11 protein-coding genes and 1 tRNA gene are annotated in these 17,791 nt (G+C 47.7%); 4 read left to right on the top strand and 8 right to left on the bottom strand.

The genetic code is table 11. From position 1 onward, the window contains the following. Nucleotides 1-17 precede the first annotated feature (17 nt). Together NG792_RS05265 and NG792_RS05260 are read right to left on the bottom strand one after the other, a co-directional pair. Nucleotides 18-797 (bottom strand): HAD family hydrolase, encoded by a 780-nt coding sequence (locus tag NG792_RS05265; RefSeq protein WP_435387565.1) that lies wholly within the window; start codon nucleotides 795-797, stop codon nucleotides 18-20. Nucleotides 798-994: 197 nt separating this feature from the next. Then, nucleotides 995-1,066, bottom strand: a tRNA-Gln gene (locus NG792_RS05260). Nucleotides 1,067-1,144: 78 nt separating this feature from the next. Here NG792_RS05260 and NG792_RS05255 point away from each other — a divergent pair. After that, nucleotides 1,145-1,390, top strand: a complete 246-nt coding sequence (locus NG792_RS05255) for a hypothetical protein (protein WP_261234773.1) — start codon at nucleotides 1,145-1,147, stop codon at nucleotides 1,388-1,390. Between the two features lie 238 nt (nucleotides 1,391-1,628). Here NG792_RS05255 and NG792_RS05250 read toward each other — a convergent pair whose 3' ends face one another. Continuing rightward, nucleotides 1,629-3,974 (bottom strand): ATP-binding protein, encoded by a 2,346-nt coding sequence (locus tag NG792_RS05250; RefSeq protein WP_261234772.1) that lies wholly within the window; start codon nucleotides 3,972-3,974, stop codon nucleotides 1,629-1,631. Next, the gene (locus NG792_RS05245) at nucleotides 3,967-4,470 is read right to left on the bottom strand and encodes a hypothetical protein (RefSeq protein ID WP_261197427.1); all 504 of its coding nucleotides are present in this window, start codon (nucleotides 4,468-4,470) and stop codon (nucleotides 3,967-3,969) included. The genes NG792_RS05250 and NG792_RS05245 overlap by 8 nt, the downstream gene beginning before the upstream one ends. A 2,161-nt stretch (nucleotides 4,471-6,631) precedes the next feature. Between NG792_RS05245 and NG792_RS05240 the strand changes: the two genes are divergently transcribed. Further along, nucleotides 6,632-8,140 carry a PAS domain-containing sensor histidine kinase gene (locus tag NG792_RS05240; RefSeq protein ID WP_261197426.1) on the top strand — a complete coding sequence of 503 codons (1,509 nt, stop codon included), beginning with the start codon at nucleotides 6,632-6,634 and terminating at the stop codon, nucleotides 8,138-8,140. 509 nt (nucleotides 8,141-8,649) lie between these two features. On the opposite strand, the gene NG792_RS05235 is transcribed toward NG792_RS05240, so the two are convergent. Then, complete coding sequence (locus NG792_RS05235; protein ID WP_261197425.1) at nucleotides 8,650-8,895, bottom strand: DUF8620 family protein; 246 nt, start codon at nucleotides 8,893-8,895, stop codon at nucleotides 8,650-8,652. A 132-nt stretch (nucleotides 8,896-9,027) separates the two neighbouring features. Continuing rightward, entirely contained in the window at nucleotides 9,028-9,348 is a 321-nt protein-coding gene (locus tag NG792_RS05230) for a hypothetical protein (RefSeq protein WP_261197424.1), read from the bottom strand. A 388-nt stretch (nucleotides 9,349-9,736) separates the two neighbouring features. Here NG792_RS05230 and NG792_RS05225 point away from each other — a divergent pair, with 388 nt between their 5' ends. Next, nucleotides 9,737-10,405, top strand: coding sequence for a hypothetical protein (locus NG792_RS05225; RefSeq protein ID WP_261234771.1), 669 nt, complete (start codon nucleotides 9,737-9,739; stop codon nucleotides 10,403-10,405). A gap of 117 nt (nucleotides 10,406-10,522) precedes the next feature. Here NG792_RS05225 and NG792_RS05220 read toward each other — a convergent pair whose 3' ends face one another. Beyond that, nucleotides 10,523-11,467 carry an aldo/keto reductase gene (locus tag NG792_RS05220; RefSeq protein WP_261234770.1) on the bottom strand — a complete coding sequence of 315 codons (945 nt, stop codon included), beginning with the start codon at nucleotides 11,465-11,467 and terminating at the stop codon, nucleotides 10,523-10,525. 48 nt (nucleotides 11,468-11,515) lie between these two features. Then, complete coding sequence (locus NG792_RS05215) at nucleotides 11,516-16,450, bottom strand: CHAT domain-containing protein (protein WP_261234769.1); 4,935 nt, start codon at nucleotides 16,448-16,450, stop codon at nucleotides 11,516-11,518. Between the two features lie 624 nt (nucleotides 16,451-17,074). On the opposite strand from NG792_RS05215, the gene NG792_RS05210 reads away from it, so the two are divergent. Further along, nucleotides 17,075-17,791, top strand: a 717-nt coding sequence (locus NG792_RS05210) for a calcium-binding protein (protein WP_317619494.1), incomplete at its 3' end; no start/stop codon positions are given.

Genomic DNA, 17,791 nt, shown 5'->3' with positions numbered 1-17,791 from the left:
GATGATTGGGGACCGATTTAAGGCCAAACTGAACAGTCATGGCAGAAGGTGGACAAGGACAAGAGTTCTATCCCCGAATTGTTCTGCGCTGCTGAGCGATCGCTGGGGGTATTATATCCCCAGTCTGCGAGATATAATTTAACCCCAGTCAAATCCAGTTGTTTTTGGACAGATTCTAAAGTTTTTAAGCGGTCCTCTACAAACCAAATGGTTGGGGTTGGGGTTATTTTTCCCAGGAGTTCTCGCAGAATTTGGTGTTTGGGACGCTTGACATTTTTGCCAAATACGCAATCTTCTGGCAGTTCGATACCTTGTTCTTGCAGTAGCGATCGCACGAAGCGTTCTTCTTTGGTGGTGATGATCACCAGTTGCTGCTGGGTGGCGAGGTAGCTTTTGAGGCGATCGATGACTCCCGGATAAAACCGATGCAAACTCAACCAGTCCGTGAGGTCTTCTGCAATCCATTTATCCCGGATGCCATCCACGATCGCCGCTAAATCCGTCGGGTCTAATCCTTCAGCGGTGACAATTTGCGAACAAATTGCGGGCCAGTTTTCTAATATTTGCTCAGGGTGGGTTCCTAAAAGAAGCGATCGCACCAGGACCGGCATCTCCCATCCCGTTTCGATCGCCGGTCTGAGTTGATAGAACAAGGGCGCTATTTCTTCCGGGGGGAGGCGATCGGCATTCGGCCAGATTTGGCAATACGATCGCCACGTAGTCTGGAAATATTCGATTAATCCGTCACAAATGACGCCATCAAAATCAAGACCTAGAATTGTCGGAGGGTTAGACACAATCAGATTTGAGGGTAGAGAATCTCCTTGCCGATTTTCCCACAAATGGCGATCGGCTGCCCCGATTCCTCCCAAAACAAAAGACCCACTTTTTATTAAAAAGTAGGTCTTTTATTTAGACGCTTTAACACTGATAGCAGACGCCTTAATTCAGCGATTTTCAAAAACCCAACTCTGATTCATAGAGCTGTAGTCAACTGGGGCGGAAGGATTCGAACCTCCGGATGCCTGGACCAAAACCAGGTGCCTTACCGCTTGGCGACGCCCCATTGCTCTGACCTTAAACATACTAACAGATACCTCCCGGGTTTTGTCAACTGTTTTTTGAAACTTTTTTTTCAGGGGAGATGGGGAGGATAGGGGAGATGGGGAGGATAGGGGAGATGGGGAGGATAGGGGAGATGGGGAGGATGGGGGAGATGGGGAGGATAGGGGAGATGGGGAGGATAGGGGAGATGGGGAGGATGGGGAGGATGGGGAGGATAGGGGAGGATGGGGAGGATAGGGGAGATGGGGAGGATAGGCGAGATGGGGAGGATAAGGGAGATGGGGAGGATAGGGGAGATGGGGAGGATGGGGTAGGTTCCTCGTGACTGGGCTTCTGCCGAGTCACGCATTCTGGAGGCTCTGCCTCCAGTCCCCATACAGGCGGCAGAGCCGCTGATGGTGCGTGTCACGGCTTCAGCCATGACACGAGAGCTTCTCCCCTATCTCCCCTATCTCCCCCATCCTCCCTATCCTCCCCATCTCCCCTATCTCCCCCATCCTCCCCATCTCCCCCATCTCCCCTATCCTCCCCATCCCCCCATCTCCCACCACCCCCATAACCTCTCACGCGCAGCGACTTTTGACGTAGGGTTGTTTAGCGGGAATTTGAATTAAAAACTCAGTACCCTGGCCCGGTTCTGAGTCACATTTAAGTACACCGCCATGTTTATCGACGACAATTTTATAACTAATGGAGAGGCCGAGTCCGGTCCCTTTGCCTACGGGTTTAGTCGTAAAGAAGGGGTCAAATAGGCGTTTTTTAACTTCTTCGCTCATACCGGGTCCATTATCCCGAATGCGGATGGAGACTTCGGTGGGGTTGCCGAGGGCATCGGTTTTGGCGATGTCGGTGCTGATTTTAATAATATGGGGTGCGCCTTGATTTTCCAGGGCGTCCATTGCATTGGTGAGAATGTTCATAAAGACTTGATTGAGTTGTCCGGCGTAACATTCCACTTTGGGAAGTTTCCCATATTCTTTGATGAGTTCAACGCCGGGGTCTTTGCCTTTGGGTTTCCAGCGGTTGTGCAAAATCAGCAGGGTGTTATCAATGCCTTCATGAATGTCTACGGGCTTCATTTCGGCTTCATCAAGACGAGAGAAGTTTCGCAAGGAGACGACAATTTGACGAATGCGATCGGCACCCATCTGCATGGAGGCGAGGATTTTAGGCAGATCTTCGAGGAGAAAGTCGAGGTCGATATCTTCGGAGACTTCAAGAACTTCAGGGGCAGGATTGGGGTAGAGATCTTGATAGACTTCGATTAGGTGCAGCAAGTCTTGGGTGTAGTTGTTGGCATGGACCAGGTTGCCGGTGATGAAGTTAACGGGGTTGTTAATTTCGTGGGCAATGCCTGCGACCATTTGTCCCAAGCTGGACATTTTCTCGGTTTGGATTAACTGGGCTTGGGTTTGTTTGAGGTTTTGCAGGGCGACGCTGAGTTGTTGGGCCTGGGTTTGGGCAGCGAGGGCGGCGGCGTGGGTTTGGGCGTAGAGTTCGGCTTGGTCGATCGCCAGGGCGAGTTGATCTACGACGCCTTGGAGTAGTTCGATTTCGCTATCGGTCCAAGGGCGGGGTTGGCTATGGCTACAAACGACGGCCCCGAGTTGACCGGAACGGGTTTCTAAGGGGAGGAGCAGGACGGAGACAATCCCCATTTCTGAGAAGAGGGTGCGGGTTTTGTCGTCTAAGTCGGCGCTGGTATCGAGGCGATCGCTACGCAAGGATTCTAGGTCGCGAATTTTCTGGGTGAGGGGGCCGCTGAGGGAGGCGGGATATTCGCACAGCAGGTTTTTTTTGTTGGGCGATCGCGATTCATGGGTGACGGTGAGGCTAGGCTGAAGCGGATGCGGCAAGTACCACAAGAAGTGACAGCGGTCAATTTGTAAGAGGGAGTGAATTTCCGTGACGGCGGTTTCCAGGATGGTGTCGAGGTCTAGGGAGTTGCGAATCTGACTGGCAAGGCGGAAGAGCAAGCCTTCCCGACGGGATAAAAGCGCTTCCCGGGCGCGATCGCGATCAATGGCTAGGGCTAAAGTGCTGGCTACCCAAACTAAGAGGTTTTGGACGGACTGGCTCACCCCCTTCTCGATGATGACAGCCATGACCCCACAAATCTGGTCATCGATGATTAAGGGTTGCAGCAGGCAATCGGGGTGGAGTTCACAATTCTCTAAGCAGTCGTTTTTGCCCCGTTCTCTTTGGCGGACCAAGCAGCCGGTGTAAGTTTTGCGCGTTTGAGCGACGGTTCCAATCTGGGTATGTCCCAGAGGAATGCGATCGGGGAACAGTTCCTGGTCCAGGGGAATCCCGGCGCTCGATCGCATCTCTAGTTCTTTCAGGGCCGGATTCAAGGTCCAAACTCCGACGGAGGTGGCTTCTAAATACTCCACGATCGCCCTCATGAGCGGCGGGAACAGAGTTTCTAAAGCTCCTCCTTTGGCGATGAGTCGCCCAATCTGAGCGCTGAATTCATAAAGGCGACTGCTATTCGGGGGAGTTTCTTCGAGTTCGTTTGGGGGGGTCACATTTTGGAAATACACGGATAAACCTTCGGAGTTTGGGTAGGCTTGCATTTTTAAACACCGTCCCAGATAAAATGCCTTACTTGTGACCGTCCGCCCCTCACCTAGGGCGCGTCGGTACTCCTCTATCAATTTAGACTGATTCTTCCACTGGGTTAATTCTTCCCAAATATTTCTCCCCACTAAAAGATGCCTGGGTTTGCCTAAAATTTCTTCACCCTGCGGGTTGATTTCGATAAAATTCCACTCGCGATCCAGTCGAAAATAACCCAAATTTTTTAGATCTTCCCCCAAGGCGATCGCACAGCTATCGTGACTGGTCCTGACGATCTTGGCATCTGGTGCTTGAGGTGCACAGGAGTGGGTGTTACTCGTTTTATCCATGACGATTCCATCTTTGTACAGGAGTTCTCCCCGAGGAGCAAAAATTCTGCACCGGCGATCGGCGCTTACGACACACCCCTTGCCCGATTCCATCCCCTGATATTCTGCCCCAGTCCGAGGAAAACCATCGCCCCAGAATAAAAGCGTCTGTGATTTCCGCCTCCACTGAGGTAAAGTCCTCGAAATATCTCCAACTAACGTAACCCAGTAAGGTTGGATCCCCAACTGGAGAACCCTTTCTATTTAAGAGCACTTCTAAATATTTTTCCTCCAGAGTTGGACCCCTGTGACTCGCGATCAACTCCCGGATGCTTTTGCTTCCCACCCCACTATCAACCCAAATTTTTGGCTTTTGCTTGAGTGCTCGGCCTCTGATGGACAGTTTTACCACAGACTGAATCACTGAGGATGAACCACCCCCCATCGCCCGCAATGCCGGTTGATTTCCCCGCACCAACAATTGGACGGCCTGAAAGCTGTAGCTACTTTGATCCACCCCCCGTCCGATCTCCTTCCAGGCAAGGGGCCGGGAAAGGCTGATTGACCCTTGATCCCTCCGGTTTTTTTTGATTTGTTCTTGACTTGGCACTGGTCCTTTCATCTGAAGGTACCCCTCCCCAAATTAGAAACCGCCAGTCTGTCTGACGGGACTTTAGCTTTTTATCATGGATTTGATGGCCCGGTACTGAGTTGATTTTACGGGAAATTACCCCAACTCGCTCCAGGGAAATTGCGGATTAAGGATTAATTTTTTTTAAAGCGCAGATGCAGTCATCCTTGTCAATTTTAGCGGAGGTTTTTTCCGGAGGGCTATATTTATAGCAGACCGTTTTATTCCCTCTTTCATCCTCTCCTGTCTTCTAGTATGTCTTTTTTGTTGCTTTTTTTTAAACTTTTTAATAAAAATTAACTTTTGTTACAAGTCACCCGGGTTGGGTCAACGATCAAGGGAGAGGACAACTCCTGCATCGCACAGGCGCGTTAAATTTTTAATCGAAGAAAAGCCGAGTTTAAAATGTCTAATGATATCAAAAAAAAATCAATGATGTCAAGGAATCTTAACGAATAAAGCTGGAAGCCAATCCCAGGCGATCGCCCCAGGCTTCGGTCACTCGGTCCCATCAACCTAAAAGCGTCTTTTCTGACCTGGGTAGCCCACTGGAGGGCGCTTCTCTCCTGCTTTGAAATCCTTCAATCCTCGCTCTCTCACCCGTGTTTTTGATGATCCCCCTGAATTTTTACCCCAGAGAGGGCAGTTGTGAACCAACCTGATCTCAATGCAAAGAAACGATAAAGAAAAAATCATTCTGTGTAAAGGAATCATGAACAATTTTTCCGGCATTATTTCCGGGATTTCACAGGGGACAGGGAGATGAATCAGCCCCTCTCCCCAGAATCTGTAGCCTCATCCTAAAACCCCAGGCAACGGTCACAATTTTCTACAGTTGGGGAACCTTTGATGCAGAACAGCACCTCTTTTTAAGGAGGTTCTGTGGGGAACTCTTCTGTTGAATGCATGAGGCTCCCATCCTCTACATCCATCGGCGAATCCAATTTCTAAACTAGGGAATGATCCACCGCCTCGGCTGAGGCGAAGAATATCCTAAACCCGTTACTCTTTCAAGGGCGGCCAATTCAGACTTCCCACTCCATTGCTGGTTTTTCTGGGCGAATTTTTAAGCTTCTGCGGCATCGTCAAACTCATCCATTTTTCCGGTTGCTGTACCAGAAGGGTTGATAGGGGGTGTCCTACTTTCCAACCTGGGTAATTATCCTTATTTTTCCCGGGAGTTCACCCTGATGAATTAGAAAATTTGCTGACTGAATCGGAGTAAATTGTCAATTTTCCCCCCAATGCTTTTCCCTCAATTCTCAGGTTGATGACTGAGGTTTTATTCTGTAGCGGAGGAATAATAGCCGATTAAATTCAGAGTATCGCTGGTCTCCTTGATGATTTGCCGGAGCAAAATAAGCAGTTTGGCTCAAAAAAAAATGGCCCTTCCTAAACTTCATCCCGTTTTGCTCAGGCTCTTTAGAGGAGAATGGTGGTTCCATTTACCAGCCCCTACAACGTAAAGGATCAGCCTTGGGAGAACTATGAAAAAATGTAACTTTTGTATTAAGTTTTATGAGGGACTGGGTTTAGATTGGATTAAACGGGAGGCGTTTCTAGAAAAAGTATTAAGAGATACTTAAAATTTTCAGAAAGTGATCTATAAAACAAAATAGTAGGCAAGTATCAGTTACAAAGGAGGAAGACATCTAAATCGGGTTGCCCAAGAGGTAGGCGAAGTCAAAACTTTCTCAAAATTCACGAATCACAGATCTCAAGTTGGTAAAGGGATGCTGAGGAGATGAAGAAATGAAAAGGTTGTCATTGGACTGATGCCCCTAAAGAGTCCGAAGGGAGAACTCACGAACCGAAAGGAATATGGGGTAAACCGAGTTTTTATCAACCCAGTGTCAGAGAATTTTACGATCGCCCCAGGGGAACTACCTCAGTTAGCACAGCCGGACCGGGAAGGGTTAAATGCTTCACCGATTCATTCCATAACCAGAATCGGGCTTAGCTAATTGGAGAAATGCTTTAAAGTAAAGCCCAGGGCAACATAATAGTGGAATTGTGCGGAAATATTAAGTAAAGGAAGTTATTCGTTATGTTAACCACACTTCAATCGCAATATAGAGAACAAGTTGAGGCACAGGAACTCCAGCAACAACTTGCAGCCAGTGAAATCCGGTTTCGGAATGTAATCGATAAATTGGCTGATGGGATTATCATTGTTGATGGCAAGGGACTGGTCCGCTTTATTAACCGCGCTGCGGAATGCTTGCTTTCATGCCCAGCGGATGCGCTGCTCGGAAAAGAAGTGTTTGGCACTCGGGTTTTTGAAATCCAGGGGGGTCAAATCGGGACGGAAATTATTCAGCGGGTTGGAGATAGCGATCGCAATAGCACAAGGGTTGTGCAAACGCAAGTGGAGATTTTGCGCAAAGGCGAAGAAGATGCGATCGCTGAGATGCGAATTGTGGAAACCGAATGGGAAGGGGAAAAAGCTCTGATGGCGTCCCTGCGGGATATTACTTCCCGGGTGCGAGCACTGGAAGCATTGCAAAAATCTGAGGCGCAGCTTAGGGAACAAACCCAACAACTTGAGCGGACCCTCCAGCAACTTAAGCAGACTCAATCCCAACTGATTCAAACGGAAAAAATGTCCAGTTTGGGTCAAATGGTGGCTGGGGTGGCTCATGAAATTAACAACCCGGTTAACTTTATCTATGGAAATATTGATCATGCCAGTTGCTATATCGAAGATTTAATGGGGTTGATGGCACTCTATGAACAAAAATACCCTAATCCGGGAGAAGAGATTACTCAGTACCAAAAAGAAATTGATCTGGAATTTTTGAGTCAAGATCTACCCAAACTACTTTCTTCGATGAAGTTGGGAACCGATCGCATCCGCGAGATTGTGATGAGCTTGCGGAATTTCTCGCGGTTGGATGAGGCGCAAATGAAGCGAGTGAATATTCATGAAGGGATTGATAGTACCCTGCTGATTCTGCAAAATCGTCTAAAAGCGCGATCGGGATTTCCCGGAATTGAATTGGTTAAAGAGTACGGCGACTTGGAGCAGATTGAATGCTATGCCGGACAACTCAACCAAGTCTTTATGAATATTATCAGCAATTCCATTGATGCGATTGAAGAAAGTTCTAAGTTTTTAGTGCTGCATTCTGAATTGTCCGACTCCACCGGGGAAGGAACCGCTGCGAGCAGTAAAATCTCGCCCCGGATTAAAATTGCGACTGAATTGGTCGAAAAGAGTTCGGCGAATGGCGATCGCGATGAAACCCGTCTGCTGATTAGAATTTCCGATAACGGTCCGGGGATGAGCGAGGAAGTCAGGGCACGATTGTTTGATCCGTTTTTTACCACGAAACCTGTGGGCAAAGGGACGGGATTAGGTTTGTCTATTTCCTATCACATCGTGGTGGAAAAACATGGCGGCCAATTGCAATGTTTTTCGACCCCCGACGAAGGCACGGAATTTATCATCGAAATTCCGATTCAACAGCAAAAACGTAAGTCTTCTGAACCCCCAGTCAATCGCTCAGATTTAAGACCTCAAACGCGCTTTCAACCTCATCTCAAGGCTTGCTAAATGTGGGTTGAGGGGAACTTAGCGTGATATTGAGTTGTGCATAAGGTGCAGTGTCTTGAAGGGTTGGCGGTCCCGCGCTGGGGATCTACGGCGGAGACTTAAGGCAGCCTGAGTTTCTTTTACCTGGTATTGTGGTAGGCTGGGCTATCTTTGAATTTATCGGCTAACCCCTGATCCAGTTCTCTTGAGGAATCACCAGAATGGGTCACGGGGAAATTTTGCTGTTTTTGGATTAATTTTCTAGGTGCGGAATCGGGCCCAGGGAAAAGCTTAATCCAGAGGGGAGCGAGAGTAATAGGGGGCTGAAACTCTCCGAAATTCTACTTAGAAATACTATAACAGATTTTTTCCCAAAATCCCAATTCCGTAAAAAGACGGAAAAATTTTAAACGTTTGGATGGGCTAATAGGATGGGGACTCAAGAAACCTGGGTATTTCTGTGGGCGATCGCCCTCGCCCTGGGTCTGTTGAGTTAACAGCAGGCGAGGGGGAGGATGAGCGATTGTTGATTAATGGGCTTTATTGAAGCGCTTAGAAATCCAACTGGTCAATCCACTCAAGAGCGCACCGGCCATTAAAATACCAATTGCTGGATTAAACACAGGTTGCCAAAGTTGATGCCAGACATCTAGGCCAAGGTTGACCCCAGTGGAGCGTCCCACGACGGCGATCGCAAACCAAACAAAGCTTAACAAGACGAAAAATACATCGGCGACTAAAAACAGGTTCAGCCAATTTAAAAGTTTTTCTTTCATGGGCGCTTGCTAGTCCTAATCCTGTAAAAAATTTAACCCCATTGCGGCGATCGCAGTTTGGTGAATGGTAAGATACCACCGCTAGGGTATCACGAGGGGGTGAGTTATGGAAATCCGGAGGGATTCCCTCATTTAAATGCGTCGCAGTAACGGAATGACCCTCGGAGAATGGGCGATCGCCCAGATATTGATGCTCAGACACAGACTGCCTAGGGCAAGCAAAATATAGGTAGGAGCCATGACCACCCCAATCAGGAACCAGCTTACAACGTGCAAGACCATGACGATCGCATAAAAACTGGCGATCGCGGCCATGACCCGAATCTGTAGTTTCTGGGTTCCGAGTCCCATAAAAATCAGAGTTTGGAGGGTGGCCAGTAAGTTAGCCGGAACCAAAAACGCGCAAATCGCTATACAGTGGGTTCGAGAAAATTCGCAAATCAGATCAAACATTATAAACTTATGAAAGGGTTTTGTGCTAAGTAGAACTACAAAATAGACCTGGGTTTACTCTAGCATATTGAGTGGGAGATGGGACGAATGATAGATAAATTTTATAAAAAATTGAGGTATGGTAAAAATAAGAAAGTTGTAAATTCTTGTAAAGGATAGCGTACCTAATGGAAAATGCAGAAGGAATTTTTAATGTAGTGGCTGGACTGCTGGCTGTGGGGATTTTTGTCGGGGGGATGCTGATGATGTTTACCACAGTCTGGACCAGCAAGCGGTAAATCACCGAACGGTTAAAACCTCTCTAGGGAGTAGCGGTGCGATCGCCGTTCTACTCCCGTTAACCTGATTAAAACTGGCTCATGGGTACGCTAGATGCTAACGAATCCCGATGGAGTCGCGCCAACAAGACCGGAAAAAAAGACTGAGAGTCGGTGCCACATCCGGGGGCAAAATTGGCTATTATAAGATACAAAACCCCTTAGTGGTTTGTCCCTCAATGCAAAATAGATCCTTCATTAATCAACTGATGGCAGCGGGAATCCTATCTGTGGCGATCGCGCCTTGGCTCCAACCCGTTGTCAAAGCCCGCGAAACCGTTCCATTATTTTTATTTGATACTCAATGTGTCACCAATGGACCCGGGCGATTACAACAAGAAACCTTAGATATATCCGTCGGGAGAAAAGTCTATCGTTCTTATTTCTTTTTAGGACCCGGAAGTCGAGCAGTCTCAGTAACTTGTCGAATCGGAGAACAAGAAGGCCAATTTGAATCCCTGTTATTAGAATTTGGAATGCGCGACAATGACCGAGGAAGTCCGCCGAATGCGGTTAATATTTATTTAGATGGGGTGCGACAGGAATCACATACCATTAGTCCGGGAGAGCAAGTTGCTTTATCCCTGAATATCACTAATGCCAGTCATGTTGCCATTGAAACGGTTTGTTCTACTCAAAATCGCTATTGCGATCGCGTTTACTTTTTTGAATCCACTCTTTTACCTCGGCTGGATGTAGCCCCTTCTGAGCCTAATTCTGAGTCTCCCAATCAAATTTAGAACAGCGTTGCAATCCGACAAACCGGCGAGGGTTTAACCCCGCCGGTAGTAGCGGATAACCTCACCGAAAATGCTTTTGAATCCGGGTTAAATGAGGCAACGGGGCGGCCCTTTTCGTTATAACCAAGGACGAGTCACTTGTTCCAATTGCGCTACTTCATTCGCCGTTAATTGCCATCCCACAGCACCGGCATTTTGTCGCGCCTGTTCAGCATTTTTAGCACCGGGAATCGGAATGATACCCCCTTGAGCAATCAACCAATTCAAGGCAACTTGTGCGGGAGTTTTTCCATAGTTTTGACCGAATTGGCGCAACAAGTCTAAGACGGGAGCAATTTTCCGCAATCCCTCCGGTTTGAACCGCGAATCCCACTGACGAGCTCCGGTCGGTTGAGGACCGTCGGGGGTGTATTTGCCGGTGAGTAAGCCTTGTTGCAGGGGACTATAGGCCAAAATTGTGATGCCTAATTCTCGGGCAGTTTTGATAATTCCCTGGGTTTCTACCTCACGAGATAATAAAGAATAACGCACCTGATTGACGGCTAAAGGAATGCCGCGTTTGGATAAAACTGCATGAGCTTCTCGCATTTGGGCAGCGGAATAATTGCTGACACCAATGGTTTGAATTCGGCCTTTTTCCACTTCATCGGCTAAAGCATTCATCAAGGTTTCTTGACTCATTAAAAAAGTAAAAGGCCAATGAACTTGATAGAGAGTAACTTGGGTTAATTGCAGGCGATCGAGACTAGCGGTGATGGCTTCAGCAACCGAATCGGCGGTAAACCGCCAGGGTAAAGGACCGTATTTTGTGGCAACTTGGATAGGGATTTCTGTTTCCCGAATGAATTGACCGAGAAGCTGTTCAGATTTGCCTAATCCATAGACTTCGGCGGTGTCAAAAAAGGTAATTCCTGCCTCTACAGCGGCATGAAATGCTTCCCTCACCTGAGTGACCCCGTAATCTTTGCCAAAATTCCAAAATAGGGTATCTCCCCAGGACCAGGCACCAATACCGAGGGTCGGGACGGTGGGTCCGTTGTTTCCTAATTGGATTAATTCCATTGTTTTAAAACCCTGAATCTTTGATTGCTATTGTATTGTAATCCAGAATTACCAAGGGCTGCCAATCAGGGTAAACACCGCCCAAAAATAGGGATGTTTGAAATCGCGGGTTTGATTTTCGTTGATTCCATCAGAACGTAGAGAAAAATTGGCGGATTCCGAGTAGAGGCGATCGCCTTCAAAGCGCACTCTTCCCTCTAACATGGCAATCTGTGCCTGTCGCAGTGCTTCTGCTTTAATCGGGGCGGTTTTTAGACTCTGGTAGAACTCCGTCATCAAGGCTAATGTTCCTTCATCGCTGACGTAAGTCAAACTGGCTATGGCAGTTTTTGCCCCAATTCGCACCGCTAATCCCGCAAATCCTAACTCCGCCTCTAAACTGCCGATCGCCGTGCGACAGGCACTTAAAACCAGCAAATCCACCGGCGGATTGTTCCAGTCTAAATCCCGCATTTGCTGTAAGTTTAAGGGTCCGTCCCAAAGTTGGATATAAGATTCACTGGGGTCACCGGGATTAAATTGCCCGTGTGTCGCCAGATGGACTAACCTAAAGGGTTGAGATGCACGCTGAAATTTGAGATTTTCTAAAGTAAATTCTTCGTTTAAAAAGGATTGTCCGTTTTCTAAAGTCTCAATAATCGCTTGTAATTCCAACGGAACTGCTGGCAGATTTGGTAAATTAGTAAAGGTTGATGCTCCCATTGCTAAAACCGGAAAATTCCGGATATCCTCATAGCGAGTATCGGTTAAATTCACACTAGGAATTAAGCCCAAACGATATTTTTGCACTAAAAACTGCTCTCCATCGTGCAAGGCAGCAACGGGAAGAGTTCGTAATCCGGCGTCCATTGAAAACGCAAGGGTGTCAATTTCTTGGGCTTCTAATTCAGCAACAATGGGGGCAATCAGCCATTGATACAGTTGTCGTGCCGGAGGTAAATAGGTTTGAGTATTTAACCGTTTTGGATCGGTAACTTGGGACAATAAATTGCGGGCTGTGGATAATAATTCTTCTTGGTTAGCTTCGGGAATAACCCGGTGGATGGGTTGACCCTGGGGGGTAACCAGGACTAAATCTAGGCGATCGCCCCGGGATAAAACATAAAGAATTGCCGGATTTGTGCCAGTTTCTTGGGAAATTTGGCGCAATCTTTGGACAATTTCTTCATAAGAAAGGGAGTCACTCCCTAAGTCTTCTTTAAAATAGGTTTCAAATTCAGATTGCCGGAGTCCTTCAATTTGCTCGATAGTTAGCGGGAGATTTTCAGTGCCTTGGTTTAGAAAATTGTCTAAGTTTAAGCGGGCTGTTGCAACGCGATCCTGGGGTAAAATTCGGCTATCCAGTTGGCGACTTTCAAGCTGAATCAGCGGTTGTGCTTCTGGGGGTCTTTCCAGTTGAGTTTGTAATGGGTTTTCTGGTAAGGCGAGGGAGGGAGGAGACTCAGGAATGGGTACCGAGGGGATGATGATTGAAGGTTCTCTGGCAGCAGAAACCAAAGAAATATTCCCTTGAGTAAAGGAAAAGGGAAAGGATTGCACGGGGACAATAATATTATTTCCAGCCGTCATAATCGCCGCTAGAGTGCCATTAAGTTGAGGATCACCGATAATAAATGGCGCTTGGGCGATCGCACTTCCATGACTAATTTTAATTTCCCCTTCTTCACTTAAACCAGCAGTGGAAATACTCGCATCAGGGGAATTTTCATCCAGTAAGGTATCTGTGGCCCGAAAAAAGCGTCCGGTGGTAATTTCGGCAGTTCCCCCGGTACTCCCCTGAGCGCTAATAGACCCGACTTGTATATCCCCTGGGGCTGTTAAGGTGACATCCCCTGCTGCTTGTTCTGTAGCATTGGTGGCGATTGTGCTGGTTTGGATTCCCGGTGCCAAGGGCTGTCCGGCAATGCCTTGACAAGTCTCACAGGTTGAAATTGTGAGAGTGCCACCGCCAAATAATCCAGAGGTATTAATCTCTTCCGTGAGAATGCGATTGTTAGTGCTAGTGAGGGTAATTTCGCCCCCTGTTCCTGTCGTTGTCGAGGTATTCAGGATGCCGGTGGTAATTTCTTGTCCCGCCGTGACTTCTAGGGTTCCTCCCGGTGAAGTCATATCCCCAGTAGTGACAAAACTATTGGTACTGGTGAGACTCATTTTACCCGGATTAGCGGTGACATTTCCGACAGCAATTTGCTCTGTTGCATTCAGTTCTACAACCGGGGTTGTCGGATTGGCATTTTCCGCGACTAGGGTGACATCTTCGAGGGCGACTGTCCCGGAACTATTCACCGTCAGGCGACTGGCTGTAATCGCCTCAGATGCCGTCATTTGGGTGGTTTCCTCAATGGCGATCGCCCCTAATGCACCCCCTTCCCCGCCCCCGACTTCCCGCGCAAAGATAATCCCACCGGCAGTATTTAGAGTGAGAGATTCTGCCGCATTTTCCTGACTATTCAGCGTATTATTAAACGTAATCAAACTCCCTGGAGTCAGGGTACTCAAGCGGATATCATTGCCGAGAATTACCGCACTATTCAGAAGAATATTCCCTTGGGCAACAATATCACTGGATAGGGTTAAAACATCTGCCACAATATCCAAATTGCGGAGGGGAACCTCACTGCCGATAGGTTGGTTTACTCTTACAGTCCCCAGTGGGGAACTAACATTGAGCTGGCGTTCCCCATCAATGGTGCCATTAAAGGTGATATTACTCCCGGAAAAGGTAACATCGGCATTTAAAAAGATATTGCCAAAGCTAAGTTCTCCTTCGGTAATGACATCGGCACTCACCAAGGTTGCGCCTGCGGTATCGATATTCAGGGTCGCATTATCCGAAAGGGTGAGATTTCCGGCGATATCCGTCGCACCTCGTCCTTGGGGCGATCGCAGGGTAACCGGATCGCTGAAGTCCACAACCCCAGCAATGGTAATCAGTCCTGTGCTATTTTCCGCCCCAATAATAACCGAATTAAACCCATCCTCTAGGGCCGCTAAATCCGCCACCGTCAGATCCAAAATCGTATTTCCGCTATCCCTTTCACCCGATAAGACAATATTTTGGTTAGGATTTCTTGGTTGTAGAGTTAAAATTCCTGTGCCTGTAACTGTGGCATTCAAATCAATTTCGTTACCCGTCAAGGTAATATTGCCACTGCCACTTTTGACCATCCCCACAGTGAGAGTATTGCCTGCATTGAGGTTAATATTGCCATTAACGGTCGTTCCTAATGAGACCACTTCCCCAGCAGTAATAATATTTCCAGTGCGACTTAGGACTGAAATATCCCCCCCATTGGTGGTGAGATTTCCCGTAATAATATCGCTAGTCGCCGACAGAATGGCCGGACCCCCAGCGGTGGTAATATTGTTAACGGTAATGCTGCCTCGACTGAAACTCTCACCACCAGAAAACACTGTATCAGATATTGTCTGATCCGGGGGAACATTGGCGACATTAGACAAACTCCCTTCCCCAGCGCGCAGAATCACCGAGGGACTGCTGGTGAGAATGGGAATATCTGGATCGGAACCCGTCAGAGTGGTGTCCGGTTGGGTGATATTAATACTAACCCCGATAATACTGCCCCCCGCCTCCACTTTCAACGAAGCGCCGGTATAGTCCCCAAAGCTCACATCCCCATTGGAAGTCACAATCGGGTCAAACAGACTGATTAGGGTTCCCGGTTCCCCCGAAGCGGTGCGAATCGCAAAATTTCCCCCGGTGGCAAAGTGAGAATCCCCGGAAATCGGGCCATCGCTCACTAATGTGATATCTCCCCCGGCGCGAAAGGGTTCAAATTGAAACTTAACCTGATCCACTGAAGCGATAGAATCCAAGGCTAAGATATCAATGGCGCGATCGCCTTGCAAGGTCAAATTACCCCCGGAATGGGCTAAAAAGGGCCGGTGCAGGCGATCTCGCACCCGCACCGTATCCCCCGCCCTCAACAGCATATCCCCGGTGGTTTGTAAGGTGGTTTTTACTAAAGTGAGATTTTGATGAGCTGATAAAGAAACTGTTTCCCCTTCTAGGTGAGATTGGGTCGTTACCACATCTCCCGATGCAATTCCCAGTCCGGAACTGATTAATTGCACCGTTCCATCGGGGTTGATGCGAACATCCGTCACATGGGAAGAATTCCCCCCAGTGAGTAAGGCGGGTAAGGCGATCGGTGCGATGGGAAATGGTGCAGAAATGTCCAAACTTAGGAGATGATTGGGTTGAGACAAGCGCACCCAACTCGAACCGGGAACCGTCGCCATTGTCATGCTTCCCTCGGGTGAGGCGACTGTCCCCTGATTCAAAATTGTTCCCCCCATCAGGGTTAAATTTTGCCCCGATGGCACGGTTAAATTGCCTGAATTAATGATAGCCCCGGGCTGCACTGTCTCAAAAACAAAAGCACTGGGAGTTCCCACTAAATCCCCATAAAGATTCCCCCCTACCGCATTAAACCAGCCGTCATTAAATCCAATTCCCGTTGCCGTCGTTGCTAGAAACGAACCCGGGACATTCAGACTAGCATTCGGTCCAAACACTATCCCGGCAGGATTCATTAAATAGAGATGCGATGCACCGCCGGTTACCTGAATTAACCCATTAATATAAGAAGCATTGCCGCCATTAATTCGGCCTAAAATATTGACAATTTCCGGATTAGAAATAAAATTAGCAATCTCAGCGGGATTTAGGCCAAATTCAGTAAAACTATGGAACAGATTCCGACCATCAGAGGACCGCTGACCCCCGGTGATATCATAACGGGTTCCCTCGGGCGTAACAACAGTCCCTGTCCCATCCGTTGCCGGGAGGATGGGTTGAGATTGGGCGCTCAAAGCGGAGAAAAACACCGCAAAAGGTAGCATCAAAAGCCCGATGAAGTGTGCTTTTGGGTATGATTTCCCTGATTTGGGGATGAACACCTTTTTCCGATCCATTGCCGCGATTCCCTCTAACATTTGCGATCGCTGTTTAACTAACACTTTAGCCCCTCATACCCTGAGTTTTTTCTAGGGACCGAAATAGTATCTCTACCTATCCTAGATAAATATTGGCACAGTCCCAGTCCACAAACCCAGGTCTTGGATGAACCGATTATAACTTTTATAGCCGCCTTTCACCGGATTAAATCTTGTCAAAGCAGGCAACCTTATCGTGAAAAATAACAAATAAAAATATAGGGGTCTCTTTTCTCGCCTAAATTCCACGGACTTCTTTAGCTCTTTTCATGCCCTGAATAACTCAGTTCAGCTATACGGCTTCCCCATAGCCTGACGCCTCAATGAGATTGAATAGTCCACTGGATTGACTTGAATTCCCAAATATTTAACCCATTTTGTTTCATCTGTCAAGCAGAAACTTTTGGGGAGCAAAAAGAGTCACACCATTGCTTACTTCTACTTCTAATTTCTTAAAGATTTATGAACAAGGTGTCACATTTATCCTTATGAAAGGGCATAACCAAATAAGGGGTGTATTTGGACTCGTCTTGTCACTACTTCTGTCTGTCGCCGAATCCCTTCGTGACTCTGTTCCCTTGGGACCAGTACACCCACCCAAGAATTATCCCCAAAAACCTCTCTTCTAGCTAGGGCAACTCAAACATTATGACCGTCATTCAAGGCACACCGTTCGATGATACCTTACTCGGAACTCTGGGCAATGATTTTCTGTATGGGTGGCAAGGTAATGATTTCCTCAATAGTGCAGATGGGGATGATATCCTCTACGGGGATGAAGGAAATGATAGTCTAACTGGCGGGAATGGCAATGACTTGGTTGCCGGAAGTCAAGGCAATGATGTCTTAGATGGCAGCAATGGCAATGATATCCTCTATGGTGGACAGGGGGAGGATGTTTTAATTGGAGGATTGGGAGGCGATCGCCTATTTGGAGATGCTGGATTCGACAGCTTTTATCTGGAGTGGGGTGCGGATACCGTCACCGGAGGCAAGGACAAAGATACCTTTATTCTATTTCCCACCCTAGGCGGTGGCACTTTAACAGAAGCGGCGATTATTAACGATTTTAATCCCTTAGAAGATGAACTCGAACTCACCGGGGGACTCACCTTTGAAGGGTTAAATATTTTTCAAGGAACGGAAAATTATGCCAAGGATACGATTATCCAGGACCGGAATACAGGCCGATATTTAGCGATTTTACGGAATGTGGCAACGCCTAGTTTTGTGCCAGAGGCGACTGGGGACATCCCAACACAAGAGACAGCAGTACCCGCAGAAGCAGCAACGGAACAACCCCTAATTACCTTTGCCGGTCCCTCACCGGGAATTTCACCAACTACCCCACCGGGAAATCAACCT

Origin of the sequence: Laspinema olomoucense D3b, from assembly GCF_025370785.1 — a bacterium.
Classification (GTDB): Bacteria; Cyanobacteriota; Cyanobacteriia; order Cyanobacteriales; family Laspinemataceae; genus Laspinema; species Laspinema olomoucense.
The sequence above is the reverse complement of the archived record's forward strand: the minus strand, read 5'-3'. Positions and strand labels throughout refer to the sequence as shown.

Excerpts from the sequence above, each read along its gene's own strand:
- NG792_RS05255 (WP_261234773.1), top strand. The coding sequence starts at position 1,145 with ATGGGGAGGATAGGGGAGATGGGGAGGATAGGGGAGATGGGGAGGATA.
- NG792_RS05250 (WP_261234772.1), bottom strand. The coding sequence starts at position 3,974 with ATGGATAAAACGAGTAACACCCACTCCTGTGCACCTCAAGCACCAGAT.
- NG792_RS05240 (WP_261197426.1), top strand. The coding sequence starts at position 6,632 with ATGTTAACCACACTTCAATCGCAATATAGAGAACAAGTTGAGGCACAG.
- NG792_RS05235 (WP_261197425.1), bottom strand. The coding sequence starts at position 8,895 with ATGAAAGAAAAACTTTTAAATTGGCTGAACCTGTTTTTAGTCGCCGAT.
- NG792_RS05230 (WP_261197424.1), bottom strand. The coding sequence starts at position 9,348 with ATGTTTGATCTGATTTGCGAATTTTCTCGAACCCACTGTATAGCGATT.
- NG792_RS05225 (WP_261234771.1), top strand. The coding sequence starts at position 9,737 with ATGGAGTCGCGCCAACAAGACCGGAAAAAAAGACTGAGAGTCGGTGCC.
- NG792_RS05220 (WP_261234770.1), bottom strand. The coding sequence starts at position 11,467 with ATGGAATTAATCCAATTAGGAAACAACGGACCCACCGTCCCGACCCTC.